Genomic DNA, 13,766 nt, shown 5'->3' on the forward strand with positions numbered 1-13,766 from the left:
CGGGGTTCGGGGTTCGGGGTTCGGGGTTCGGGGTTCGGGGTTCGGGGTTCGGGGTTCGGGGTTCGGGGTTCGGGGTTCGGGGTTCGGGGTTCGGGGCTCGGGGCTCGGGGCTCGGGGCTCGGGGCTCGGGGCTCGGGGCTCGGGGCTCGGGGTTCAGGGTTCAGGGTTCAGGGTTCGGGGCTCGGGGCTCGGGGCCGAGGGCTGGGCGCTCGGGCACTTAGATAACCAAATGAAGATCGCTTCGTTGTCAGCCGGCGGCGTTCGCGTAACACTCGACGCATCTCGGCACTCATGGAGCACGCTGTGCCCGATCGCCCCCGCTCATCGCATCCCCGGCTCGTGACGGTGCCCGGTCTTCACGGCAGCGAACCGGCGCACTGGCAAAGCTGGCTCGAAAACGAATATCCGAACGCGCTGCGCGTCACGCAGTCGGACTGGGATCGACCCGATATCGAGCAATGGACGCAACGCGCCCTCTCACAACTCGTCCGAATCGATGAGCCCTATGTCGTCGCGGCCCACAGCTTCGGCTGCCTGACGACCGTTCAAGCACTGATTTCCGACTTGCCGCATCTCGTCGGCGTACTGCTCGTCGCACCCGCAAACCCGACACGGTTCGAGATCGCCGCGCTCAATCGCCGTCGGCTTCGCGTCCCGTCGATCGTCGTCGCGAGCGATACCGACCCATGGATGAGCGCCACGCACGCGCGCGATCTCGCGCACGACTGGGGCAGCGCCTACATCAACCTCGGCGACGTCGGCCACATCAACGTCGCATCGGGATTCGGCCCCTTCCCGCGCGCACGCCAGTTTGTCGAGATGCTCGCGCAAACACGCCGCGCGATCTCCGCCTGACGGCGCCCCCTCTCTCTTGCTCGGCATACGTATTGCATTTGCCGACGACACCATAAAGCCGCGGGCTCATGCATGAGCGTGAGCCCCATCCCGATCCCGGCCTCGACTTTTGGCTTTGGCCATCGCCATCGCCATCGCCATCGCCATCGCCATCGCCATCGCCATCGCCATCGCTTGAGCTTGAGCTTGAGCTTGAGCTTGAGCTTGAGCTTGGCCTTGGACTCGAATGCTTCATCCGCGCCGCCCCCATTCGTCGCGGTCAACATCCATTTAAAAGACAGTCAAACTTGCAAGGTTAACTTGCAAGTTTGACTGTCTTTGTTCATGCTTGCCGGACTTGCACACCGACACGTTCAGCATGCCCGCCGCCCCGCTCGATCATTCGATCCAGGAATTCATGCAGTCCGTCGGACAGCTCGTGCGCCGCATTCGTGCGCAAGCTCAGTCCGACGAGCTCTCGATCACGGAGTCTCTCGTCATCTCGCGTCTCTCGAACGACGGGCCCGCGACGACCGCCGACCTTGCACGTGCCGAGGGCGTCAAGCCTCAGTCGATGGGCACGATCGTCGCTTCGCTCGAAGCCACCGGGTTCGTCAAACGCGAACCGCACCCGACCGACGGCCGCCAGATGCTGATCAGCCTCACGCCCAAGGGAACCGCATGGCGCAAGAAAGTCCGCGCCGCGAAGCAAGTCTGGTTGTCGCACGCGATCGCGCGCCTCTCGGAAGACGAACAGCGCACGCTGTTCAAAGCCGGCGAGATCTTCCGGAAGATGAACGAGCTGAACGAGCATGAATAAGCCGACATCCGCCGATGCGAACGACCGCATCGATCCGTCCGTCTGGAAGATCGTCGTGGTCGTCTTGATCGGGCCTTTCATGACGCAGCTCGATTCAACGATCGTCAACGTGTCGCTGCCCGCGATCGGCCAGTCGCTCGGCGCCACGCTGCGAATCACGCAATGGGTCATCACCGGCTATCTGCTCGCGCTGACGCTGATGCTGCCGCTCAACGCCTGGCTCGTCGACCGCTTCGGCGCCAAACGGCTTTATCTCGGCTGCTTTACCGCATTCACGACCGCGTCGATCTTGTGCGGCGCCTCGCCTACGATCCACCTGCTGATCGCCGCGCGCATCCTGCAAGGACTCGCGGGCGGCATTCTCGTGCCGATGACCCAGATGATGATCGCGCGCACGGCGGGCCGCCAAATGGCGCGCGTCATGGGCCTCGCGAGCTTGCCCGTTCTCGTCGGACCGATCGTCGGCCCCGTGCTCGCCGGCACCTTGCTCGCGCACGTGACATGGCCGTGGCTCTTTTACGTCAACGTGCCGGCCGGTATCGCGGGCGTCGGTCTCGCCGCGCGATTGCTGCCGCGCGATGCGCAGCCCGAGCAGCATCGCGCATTCGACGCCACGGGTTTCGTGCTGATTTCGCCAGGGCTGGCGTTGCTGATTTACGGCATGTCGAACTATGCGTCGACGCCCGGCCGGATCGCGATCGCGGCCGGCGCATGCATGCTGGCCGCCTTCGTGCGCCATGCGCTGCGCGAGGGCCCCGCGGCGCTCGTCGACGTCCGGATCTATCGCGCCCCGATCTTTCGACAGGCCGCCGCGACGCAGTTCTTCTCGAACGGCGTGCTGTACGGCCGCCAGTTGTTGATCCCCCTGTATCTGATCACGGGCTGCGCGTTGTCGCCGAATCAGACGGGCTGGTACATCGCCGTCATGGGCGTCGGCATGATGTGTTCGTTCCCGTCGACGGGCTTTCTCGTCGATCGTTTCGGCACGCGCATGGTATCGGCCGGCGGCGCGCTGCTCGCGTTCGCGAGCATGCTGCCCTTCGTCTGGATGGCCGAGCACGATTTCTCTCACGCGTGGGCGCTCGTGAGCCTGTTCTGTGCAGGCGCTGGCCAAGGGACGATCTCCATCCCTTCCGTCTCGGCCGCCTATTCGACCGTATCCAAGGCGACGCTTCCGCTCGCGAACACCGCGTTGAACATCGCGCAACGGCTCGGCGGCCCGATCGCGACGACGGTGCTCGCGATCGGCGTGTCGTTGACCGTCCATGCGCATGACGCGAGCTCGGCGCTATCCACACATACAAGCATCGCGAGCGAGCCTTCCGCGCCGCATGCTTTCGTGCTCGCCTTCGTAATCCTCGCGGCGCTCCACGCGATGGCGCTCGTCAGCGCGCTTCAATTGCCGGTGCGCGTGGTCCGTGCGCCCTCGTAAAACGCTCGATCTCCGCCTCGCGCAGCGATCCCGCGCGTGCCTCGCGGCACGCCGGATCGCCGCGACGCGTCAGTGGTTGTTCCCCGCGAGGCCGAAGCTGTCATCGAGGCTGATTTGCCCCTTGTGATAGCTGCTCCAGCCATTGCCGCCCTTGCAAACGAGTTGCGAGCCTTGCGTCGTGCACCATGACTCATAGCCCGGCGAATAGAGCCATTCGCCAGGCCAATGCAGGCTCACGTTCGAATCGCGCGAACCGGGGGCGGCCACGAAGTTCGATGCGTCGTCCGTACTGCCCGAACCCGTATAGCGCGCGACCTCGGGATACGGGAAAACAGGCCGCGTACGCGTCGTCTGACCGCTCGAATTGACGATCGACGCGATGATCGAACCCGGCGTCGCGTTCGACTCGACCCAGGCCATCACGGGCGTCACGATATCGAACGTGTTCGGACCGGTCCCGCCGCCGCAGTGCGCGACGCCCGGGAACAGATAGAACTTCGCGAACTGATCGACCTTCGCGTCGCCCATGACGGACTTCATCTGCTCGTAGTACTCGATCGAGCCTTGCGGGGTAATGTGCTGGTCCGCGAGTCCTTGCCAAAGGATCAACTTGCCGCCGTGACGCGCAAACGCGCTCAGATCGGGATCGGTCGCCGACAGATAGCTCGAGACCGGCATGATCTTCATGAAATAGTCGATCGTGAACTTGAGACTCGATAACGTCGCCGTCGTGTTCGTGCCGTTGAAATAGTCGAGATATTGAAGGAACGGCAGGATGAAATTGATCGCGCCGCTTGGCCCGGCCGCCGTGGTCGGAATAAACAGCGTCCAGTCGAGCTCGGAACCCCATTCGCGCGAGATCTGTTGCTCGAGATGCGTGCCGTTCGCATCGACCGCCCCGTCGTGAATCGCACGCACGACGTCGGCTTCCGCGCTCGACAGACACGTCGACGGATCCTGCCCCGTCTTGCAGAGCATCGACGACGGATCGAAATGACAGGCTTGCGGGACGTTGATGACGCCATCCACGACGCCGTCGAGTCCGTCGCATGCATTGAGCACCGCTTGATGGATCAGCGGCAGCTTGCTCGCGAGCAGGATGTAGTTGCCCGTTTTCGGATCGATATTGACCGCAGCGGCCCAGCCATGATGAATCGTGTTCTGCACGATGAGATCGTTCGCGGGCGCGCCGGCTGCGATACCGTCGAAATCGTCGGGATAGCGCTGCGCTTCCATGAGCGCTTCGCGACCGCCATCCGAACAGCCGTCGAAATACGCGTATTTCGCGGGCCGCGCATAGAACTTGTTGATGATGGCCTTCGCGACTTGCGCGGTCGCGTGCTCGGCGCGGTAGGCGAAGTCGATCTTGGCCTGCGGACTCAGCGCCCACGATCCGTCGTTTTCGCCTTCATGTCCCATGTCCGTCGCGGCCATCGCGATCTGTCCGTCCGTCACGGGTACGCATGTCGAGGCCATCGGCGCGTTGATCGACAAATTCCCGCAAAGCCCGCCGCATCCTGTCTGCAGATAGCGTTGCGTCCAGCCTTGCGTCGGCAGTTGCAGCTCGAACAACGACGCGCCGGGTCCGATCGTGCCCTTGACGTCGCAGACCGCGGCCGGCAATGCGCTCATGCCGACAACTGTACCTGCCGGAAGCACGGTTGCCGACGTGATCGTCACGGTGCCGTCGGTCACGCCGTTGAGGTCAAGGGCTGCGACAGCCGCACAGTCCATCGCGGGCTGCACGGCAGGCAGATTCGCAATCCCGCTCGACGCGGCATGCGCCGACATCGGCAGCCCGGCGGACAGCAGCAGGAACAGGGTCGCGAAGGCTGCGCGCATCCAGCGCGTCAGATGTTCGCGCGCGGTCATTCGATCGACTGCGCATCCGCTTGGCGCGATGCGCGTGCGCGCGACGCGTGGAATCCAGTTGGCTCGACTGAGTAAGGACATCGTCGTCTCCATTCGTTGTCGTCGGGGAACTCCGGTGCATTCGGGGGTATCGCGCACGACCGCTCGAAGCGCACGGCATGCGAGATCGATGCGGGTTGCAATATAGGCGGTGAGTCCGTGCGAATGAAGGTCGCAAACTCGGAAGAGATGGGACAAATCGCGGCGCGCCTGCACTTATCGCATGCGCGTATACCCATGGTGCACGGCACGTGCGTACGCGAACGAGTCGAAGATGGACGCGGCAAGCGATCGAATATTGAATTGGAAAATCAATGCGCTAGCCTGAAGTCACGCAGACTCTTTGCGCGCGAATCAATGGCATGGTGATTTGTTCAGGATGATTGAATACCGCGTCGCGATGATAAGAAATGCAGATGGCGATGCGTGCGATTCGCAACGGCCAAGGGCCTTGGAGGGCCGGCGAAATTTCACTGCGATTCGAGTCGATTCGGTCGCCTACCGGATAGTTCAAGACGCGTCGATTCGCTACCCTGATTCGGAATCGATGCGCATGCGCGCGACGCGCTGAGTTTCGACCATCGATCGACATGCACGTACTGGCTCCGAATGCACGAGCAATGAAAACGGGAGTGCAGGATGCCGAAGACCACGCTTGCACTCGACGAACGTCGAAACAAAGACATTCGACTCGCGAACGAGCGCACTCGCCACGCGGAAAATGAATCGCAAGATTGGGAGGACACGTCCGGATCCGGTTCGAACGTCCCGATCTCGAACAATGCGGCGGGCGCCGCAATTCGGCGGCGTTTGACGTGGGCCGGCAGCGATTGCGAGACGTCGCGCGGCGTCGAGACAATCCATCCGATCTTCGGGACGCCTGCCCTCGCGTTTTCCGATGCCGACGCGCCACGCTTTAACGCGCACCCGCCCGGATACATAACGCAAGATCGGCTCGACCGGTTCAATCGAATTGCCGATCAGATGCTTGACGACACCGGCCTCCGTTCTACCGACCGGTCGCAACGCGAGTCGCTACCGCCCCCGACTACGACGGATTCATACGAAAGTCCACCGCACGCCCGCGACATGCGGGCGCAGGCTGCGCCGCCACGCGCATACGTGCATGCGGCACCCTCGTTGCGCGCTGGGTCGAGCCGCACGTCAGACATCGAATCCGATTCCTGGGCGTTCGCCGATTGGGATTTCGACGGCCGGGATTTTGACGACACGCCCCCGGGCGAACCTGCGCGCGATCAACGCGTGCCGCACGATAAAAGCGCCAACGTGGCCCCAAGGCCCTATTTCCTGCCGCAAGCCATCTTGTCGTCCCTGCTCGTCTTGCTCATCGTTGGCGCTTTCGAGCCCCAGGGCGTTGACGATGCCACATCGCACCAAGACAACCTCGAATCCGATACAACGGCATCCGCGTCCCCGCGAATCGCTTCAATGGAGGACACGTCACCGACATTCGCGCCCTCGCTCATCTTTTCAACGGCGGGCGGGTACCTTGTATCTCTGATCCTGTACATCCGTGCCTGGCTACAAGTCAGGCGTCTCGACGCCCAAATACTCGACCGCGCCGATAGCCGATCGCGCCGTGGCCGAGCACGGCGACGCAAGCTCGAGCGAGAACGCGACGAACAACGAGACGCGATGTCTCTCTATATGCTCTCGATGACGGGCCTCAATTCGCTAACCGAAACAGTCCGCACGACACAGACAACCGAGGTCCCATCCCGCTCGACCGAAATCGCGACGTTCCAGTTCGAACACACGCCGGCCGACGCCGCTCGCTTTTATACGCGTTGCGAAATCCCACCGGACTTCTTCGAAGCCAATCATCGCGACGCCCGATCCGGTCGCCCATCCGATGCCGCGACGCACACGATACCGGACCGAAGCCAACCGGACACATCTCCACAAACCACGGAGGATTCGCACGCCTCGGTCACGCGTCACGCAAAGACGGCAACGCTTTCGGCGTTCGAGCGTATCGTCGAAGACATCTCGCGTTTGCTTGCGAGTGCCGACTTTCTGGTGTTTGCCGGTGCAGACGCCACCCCGCTGACGGCGTCCAACGCCACCGACGACGCGGTCGAAACGCCATCTTTGACTGCCGATGCAGTGGCAGACGCGACGCCGCCGTCCGCCACGTTGGAGCACGCTTCCGCTCTCGCGAAAAACGATTCGCTTCCTACCGAAACGTCCGGAACCACGATTGACGTATCGGATGATTGGACAGACGCGCTTTCGATCGTCAACGCCACCGCGAGTCCGAGCAACCAGACCTCGACGCCGGACCTCGATCCCACGTTCGATGCGAAGAACTACGGAGCGAATACCGTCTTCAGCGTCTTTCCGGGTCTGACGTTCGAAGAGATCAAAAATGTGGTTGCGTCGCTGCAACTGGGAGATCCTCGCCTCGCTCGATTCACAGCCGCGTGCAGGCGCGCGCACGACGAGAATCCCGAAAACATATTTCCGCCCAGCCATGATTTGAAATATCGCAATCGATGGTTGCTGCAAATGGAGTTTCCGTCCGGCCTGGCGCACTTCATCAAGCACAAATTCTTATATCGCATTCCGGTCAATCACGACGATATCCGAGATAGCATTCAATTTCATTATACGTTTTCACAGCTCATCCCCGATTGTTTGCTGCCACCACAAAGCCCCTACTCCCGAAAAAATCATTATACGAAGGTCCCGCTTTGGAATCACCGACTTGGTGTATTACATGTCGGGGCAATGTTCGCACATTACGAATCGTCGATTTCTGACAAAGAATACATCGACATCCATCTCGACGCGATGAGCGACGCGGAAATCTACGAATTAGGCCTCACCGTCATACGCGGCTTAGCAAGCGGAGATCTGCCCGCGTCGGCCGCATACTTGATCGAACTTCCGGCACTGTTGCACGCCTATGCGAAGCTTGACGAAGAAGGTGGTTTATTGCCTGAAAAATATGATTCCATCCCGGCCGATGGCTCTCATCCGCTCATTAAAAAACATTCGAAGCAATTGAACGACGAATACGTGGATTTTATTTGCAACTCGATACTCATCGGTCCCGCGCTAGTTAAAGCATATGAAGCGGAGTCCAATTATAAGACACGCACTGCCCTTGCCGAGTCCTTGGTCCCTGCCTTGAATTCACAAGGCACATGCAATCAATTCACGGCTCTGCAATACAAAGAATCGCCTGACAGGTGTAAAGCGCCGCCACAGACGATTGCAAAGGGTAAACTCATTCCTTTCAAACCTACGCTAGTCTCGGTTCCGAATCTCAACGATTTATATAAAAATCTTACACGCAACATTGAAACGCATTTTCGATCGCTTGACGAGGCAATTCTACGAAATTTGTTCTCAGAATTTTGCCTGAAATATCCCGACGATTGCGCCTACCTTGTGCGCTCCGAAGTAAAAACAAACACTCCGCTGGCCAAAGTTGACAAAGAAGCTTTCGCGCGGAAAGTTCCGTACCTTGCAAGTCAGTACCTTGACGCCGAGGTACTCGTTGCACGAATTGGATCCGAGCAACGAACGTATCTTCTCACCCGCACGCAAGATGCGATGGGCTACACGCTGTTCTTATTCGAAGGTCAGATCGATATCGGACACGATTCGACCCTACGAATTCAATATCAAGGTGAGTATTATAGGGGGACATTGACGAAACCACTAAAATCAAGACATCAGCCGATCGAACGCCTGATAAAAAATCTCGCGAACCAACACGCGACGCTACGAGAACAAATTTTTTACACCCTTGGATATGACGCCACAGCATGGGAAAAGGCTGGAAAAATCATTACATCCATTCTGAATCCATTCGACAACTGCGTCACAACGATTCAAGATACAACAACCTCGGAACAAAAATTCTATGCGTTCGCCGCATGCACCCTTGACGCACTGATCCTGATCGAAGCAAGCGCCGACGTCATGATAACCGGAGCCCAGATCGCCAACAAAATCGCGCAATCATTCCGAGTCGGCTTTATGCACCTGGCATCCAGAACATTCACCGTGACCAGTGTGCGCGAATCCTTCCGCATCGTGGTCTTCAATCTTCAAAAGAACGCACCAGCGCTTCTCAATGACTTGAAGCAGCTTGGGATCAATATTGTTCAGCTCGCCGATCCCGGAATATCGACGGTGCTGTATTTATCACGCCCGATCGCCGGAAAATCGTCAAATCTGTCCAGAGCATTGCTCATCGACTCAATATCAAGATCATTCCTCATTTCCCGCAAGGTGGAAAACATATTAAAGCCCGATTGCCAGGTCACGATACCGATTCGAACATGCTGTACTTCGGAAAATCGAAACATAGTGGAAGAAAGCAATACATCGAGCTCATCGATGGGCTCCCGATCGGCAAGATTTATACGAAACATGGGAAACGATTCTCAATCGAACAAACCTCCAACCCTTTCTCCGCCCAATCGCGGACGGACATTAACGAACTTCTGACACCCTCGAAAGCAAGCATCGAAACATTTCGATCGATCGAGCCCGACCTCGGAATCGGAAAGGTTGTACTCAATAATGGGGATGATGCGCTCGTACTTAAACTGGGCCACAAATTCTATCCAATTATCGACACCGACTTCAGTACTTATCTCCGCATCAGAGGCGAGAATGATATAGAACTCGACATACTAAAGACCGACGAGGAATTCGAACGCTTCGAAACCACGACGCCCTACATCAATTCGTGTGCACGTCCTGCAAAAATCAGGAGCAAGCGCGCGCCCGGTTGCGCCCCGATTCGTCCACTTTCTCGCGAAGACATGGAACATTTAGGTGAAAAACTTGAAATCGCCAGGAAGGAGGCGGTACAACAAATTGAAGATCTCGCTGGATTTTCGACCACGTCGAACGGAAAAGTCGTGATTGAGAGGTTCGCTAACCTGTTTTCGCTGGAATACAACGCTGGCACAGCTGATCGCGCTGGCACAGCTGATCAGTTAGCCGATCGGCTGTTACATCGCGCCCGAACGATCGCGGGGCTCGATCCACTGAAATCCGTGAAATTGTTGAATGCCGAGTTCAGCGGCGAAATCGTATCGAGGACGTTCTTGCGAAACATAGAGTCGACCGGCGGCGCGCTGGAGATGTCCGTTTATTTTTATGCACCCGCCATCAAACGGATTGTCGACGATACTGCATCATCAGCAAAAGAATTGATCCGAGTTTGGATGAGTCTGGCACCAGATCAGGTTAACGAGAGACTCTTTTTTGCAGCGGATGAGATAACGTTGATTCTTCATCAACTCGACGAGGTCCGACGTACCCACGATCTTGCCGAGACTCTGCGACTGGAAGAACAAATCGCAAGCAAAACCGACGCAACGGATTCGATGGTTCGTCGATATTGCACCGAAAGGAGCGTTGCAGGTGGTGGACCCTGCGTGAAGATCGAGCAATTCTCGGAGCGACTCAAGGTACGTTCGGGTGCAACAGCATTCGATCCGCTCGAACACGACTTTTTAAAAGACCCGACGGTCACATCGGATCCGGAAATCGGATACCCACGGCGCGCGAGATATCACGACTTCCCCGATCTGCGGTCCACGTCATTCTCGAAAGGGGCGCCCGATCGTTCACTTTTTGCGAAATCGTCGAGATTGACCGTCGAACATGCATCACAAATCGTCAGTGGCAACTACAAAGTACGATACGCAGGCCCTCGCTTGGGCGTGCTCCATCAGGGACCGGTGTTCCGAGGAGACGGCCGGCACTATGATGAAATCTTCAAGTTGGGCTTCAAGATCCGAAAGAACTACGATTCCGTCAGCGAAATCAATGGCATCCGCATGGCATTCGGAGGCGATGCCGATGCGCTCGGATTCGATGGTCGAGGCATCTCGACAAGCGCCGACTATGGAGCCGCACTCGGCTACGCCAAAAAACACAAGGGCTATGTCTATCTCATTCACGCAGACTTCGAAGGCTTCGACCTCTACGGTGGCGCCCAGTACGGCAATCTCGTTCGGCAGCAATTGTCATGGGAAAAGATGCATGAGACCATGCTCCGCTATTTGAAGCACCCGGGACGCCACGAAATCAACTTTGCAAGAGACATCCCAGGATCGATGGTCGTCGGCGCGTTCGATTCTGACGGAACATTCATACCGAACCCGGATTTCACCGGGAAGTGGTCATAGACCGAAGAAACGCCCGAGGCGCAACCGCACGTGCGAGCTCCGCTCCGATAAGACAACGCGCGGCATCGCGCACGAACTTCTGCATCCGGTTCGGCCACCCTATCCGAATCGGCCGCCGAACTCGCCTGCATCGCCCCGACCCGTCGGTTATAGTGCCGGCATCCACTTAAAACGGGGCCTGTAGTGAAGATCGATGACATCATGACCAAACGCGTCGTCACCGTCGCATTCGACGACACGCTGAAGGCCGTCAAGAAAATTTTCGATTCCGCGAAATTCCACCATCTGCTCGTCGTCGACGAAGGCAAGCTTTACGGCGTGGTCTCCGATCGAGACTTGCTGCGCGCGCTGAGCCCGTTTATCGACAGCGTCGTCGAAGCACCACGCGACGTCGCGACGCTCAACAAGCATGTGCATCAGATCATGACGCGCAAACCGATCACGCTGACGCCCGACGACACCGTCGCCGATGCGATCCGCTTGTTCCTCGATCATCCGATCTCCTGCGTACCGATCGTCAACGCGACATTCGAACCCGTGGGCATCGTGAGCTGGCGCGACATTCTGCGCACGTATCCCGATGGAGGCACGGCGCCCGCGACGCAGCGTTCCTGAGCGTCGGACGCTCGATTCGCGCGTCGAACAGCGCGGCGGCGGCTGCACGGCGCGACCGCAGTGAAAACGGCCTCTCCCAAGCAAAACGCGCCCCTATCGCGAATTCGCGTCAAAAATTAGACTGCGTCGAATACGTGGAGAACGACGCACCATGAACGCGGAAACGACACAACACACCGAGCCCCTTCCCGACACATCGACCGGCCTGCCGCTCATCGATATCGGCCCGCTGTTCGAAGACGACGCGGCCGCCCGCGCGAGCGTGGTCCAAACCCTGAAAGCCGCATGCGAGCAACGCGGCTTTTTCTACGTCACGAATCATGGCGTCCCTGCGGCGCTGATCGAACGCGTCTTCGGGGCGACCGAAGCGTTTTTCGATCAGCCGATCGAAGCCAAACTCGCGGTCGAAAAATCGCTGTCCCGCTGCAATCGCGGCTATGAACCGCTGCGCGCGCAGACCCTCGAAAAAGGCACGCCCGCCGATCTCAAGGAAAGCTTCTACCTCGGCGCGGACATCGCCTCGGACGATCCCCGCGTGCTCGCGGGACGCTTCAACACGGGCCCGAACCAGTGGCCCGCCGATCTGCCCGGCTTCGAAGAGACGATGACCGCGTACTACGAGGCCGCCTATGCACTGGCCTGCCGACTCGTCGTCGCGCTCGCGGAATCGCTCGATCTGCCCTCGGATTACTTCGACGGCTATCTCGACGACGCTTCGGCGACCTTGCGCCTGCTGCACTACCCGCCGCAACCGCCGAACCCCGCGCCCGGCGAAAAAGGCTGCGGCGAACACACGGACTTCGGCGGCATCACACTGCTGCTGCAGGACGATTCGGGCGGGCTCCAGGTGCGCGACGCGGCGGCCGGCCGATGGATCGACGCGCCGCCCGTGCCCGGCACGTATGTCGTCAATATCGGCGACCTGTTCGGGCGCTGGACCAATGGCCGCTACCACTCGACGCTGCATCGCGTCATCAACGTGTCGGGCCACGAGCGTCATTCGGTGCCGTTCTTCTTCACGGGCAATCCGTTGCACGAAGTCGCGTGCCTGCCGACCTGTCTCGCACCGGGCGAAGCGCCGCAATTCCCGCCCGTGACGGTCGAAGAACATCTGATCGCCTGCTACAAGCGGACCTATGGCTGACCACACCGCGACGAAACACATCGTCCTCATTCATGGGGCCTGGCAAGGCAGTTGGTCGTTCGATGCATGGCGGCCGTGGCTCGAACGCGCGGGCTGGCGCACGCATGCCGTCGATTTGCCCGGCAACGGATGGGGCCCGACCGCGCACGATCCGGCGAACCTCTCGACCTACACGGACCACGTCGTCGCGACGCTCGACGCGCTTGACGCGCCCGCTGTCGTGCTCGGTCACAGCGGCGGCGGCATCACGGCGTCGCAAGTCGCCGAGGCCGCGCCCGACCGCGTGATCGGACTCGTCTATCTCGCGGGCATGATGCTGGCGTCGGGACAATCGTTCGCCGACCTCGTGCGCGACGTCGCGCGAGCGGACCCCGATGCGCCGGTCGCCGGCATTTCGCCATATCTCGACACCGATCGCGTCGCGGATACGACGCGCGTGCGTCCCGAAGGTGCGCTCGCGTGTTTTCTGCAGGACTGTGAACCGCAGGCCGCGCAACGCGCGATCGCGATGTTGCGCGCCCAACCCGAAAGCGGACGGCGCATGATGAACCATCTGACGCCCGAACGCTTCGGCCGCGTGCCTCGCATCTACGTCGAGTGCCGCAACGACGCCTCGGTCACGCTGCCGTTGCAGCGCGCGATGCAGCATGCGAGCCCGGGCGCGCACGTGCTGTCGCTGGCTTGCGGACACGTGCCCCAGCTCGTGCAAACCGAAGCGCTCTCGCAAACGCTCATTCCCGAACTCGACGCGCTGCATCGCGTGACATGAACACATCTAATGGGTTCATGAATAAGGATCCATTGTTTCAGTTGTGTCATCGATAAATA

At 59.6% G+C, this 13,766-nt stretch carries 8 protein-coding genes; 7 read left to right on the forward strand and 1 reads right to left on the reverse strand.

The features are described 5' to 3' along the window. The first annotated feature begins 303 nt into the window (after positions 1-303). The 3 genes from D7S86_RS23010 (at position 304) to D7S86_RS23020 (ending at position 3,086) form a co-directional block, all read left to right on the forward strand. Positions 304-855: an RBBP9/YdeN family alpha/beta hydrolase gene (locus D7S86_RS23010; protein WP_240648364.1), complete on the forward strand. Its 552-nt coding sequence runs from the start codon at positions 304-306 to the stop codon at positions 853-855. 358 nt (positions 856-1,213) lie between these two features. Next, a complete protein-coding gene (locus D7S86_RS23015) occupies positions 1,214-1,654 on the forward strand; it encodes a MarR family winged helix-turn-helix transcriptional regulator (RefSeq protein WP_121090050.1) in 441 nt (146 codons plus the stop codon). Further along, a complete protein-coding gene (locus tag D7S86_RS23020; protein WP_121089779.1) occupies positions 1,647-3,086 on the forward strand; it encodes a DHA2 family efflux MFS transporter permease subunit in 1,440 nt (479 codons plus the stop codon). The genes D7S86_RS23015 and D7S86_RS23020 overlap by 8 nt, the downstream gene beginning before the upstream one ends. Before the next feature lie 69 nt (positions 3,087-3,155). Here the strand turns inward: D7S86_RS23020 and D7S86_RS23025 are convergent, their stop codons facing one another. Next, positions 3,156-4,958: a tannase/feruloyl esterase family alpha/beta hydrolase gene (locus D7S86_RS23025; protein ID WP_240648380.1), complete on the reverse strand. Its 1,803-nt coding sequence runs from the start codon at positions 4,956-4,958 to the stop codon at positions 3,156-3,158. A 678-nt stretch (positions 4,959-5,636) separates the two neighbouring features. Between D7S86_RS23025 and D7S86_RS23035 the strand changes: the two genes are divergently transcribed. The 4 genes from D7S86_RS23035 (at position 5,637) to D7S86_RS23055 (ending at position 13,707) form a co-directional block, all read left to right on the forward strand. Then, positions 5,637-9,482, forward strand: a complete 3,846-nt coding sequence (locus D7S86_RS23035; protein ID WP_147432437.1) for a hypothetical protein — start codon at positions 5,637-5,639, stop codon at positions 9,480-9,482. A 1,880-nt stretch (positions 9,483-11,362) separates the two neighbouring features. Beyond that, the gene (locus D7S86_RS23045; protein ID WP_121089787.1) at positions 11,363-11,794 is read left to right on the forward strand and encodes a CBS domain-containing protein; all 432 of its coding nucleotides are present in this window, start codon (positions 11,363-11,365) and stop codon (positions 11,792-11,794) included. Positions 11,795-11,945: 151 nt separating this feature from the next. After that, a complete protein-coding gene (locus tag D7S86_RS23050; protein ID WP_121089789.1) occupies positions 11,946-12,938 on the forward strand; it encodes an isopenicillin N synthase family dioxygenase in 993 nt (330 codons plus the stop codon). Then, on the forward strand, positions 12,931-13,707 hold the full coding sequence (locus tag D7S86_RS23055) for an alpha/beta fold hydrolase (RefSeq protein WP_121089791.1): 777 nt from the start codon (positions 12,931-12,933) through the stop codon (positions 13,705-13,707). Before D7S86_RS23050 ends, D7S86_RS23055 begins: the two co-directional genes overlap by 8 nt. Positions 13,708-13,766 lie beyond the last annotated feature (59 nt).

The sequence above is a fragment of the Pararobbsia silviterrae genome (assembly GCF_003628125.1).
GTDB classification, from domain to species: Bacteria; Pseudomonadota; Gammaproteobacteria; order Burkholderiales; family Burkholderiaceae; genus Pararobbsia; species Pararobbsia silviterrae.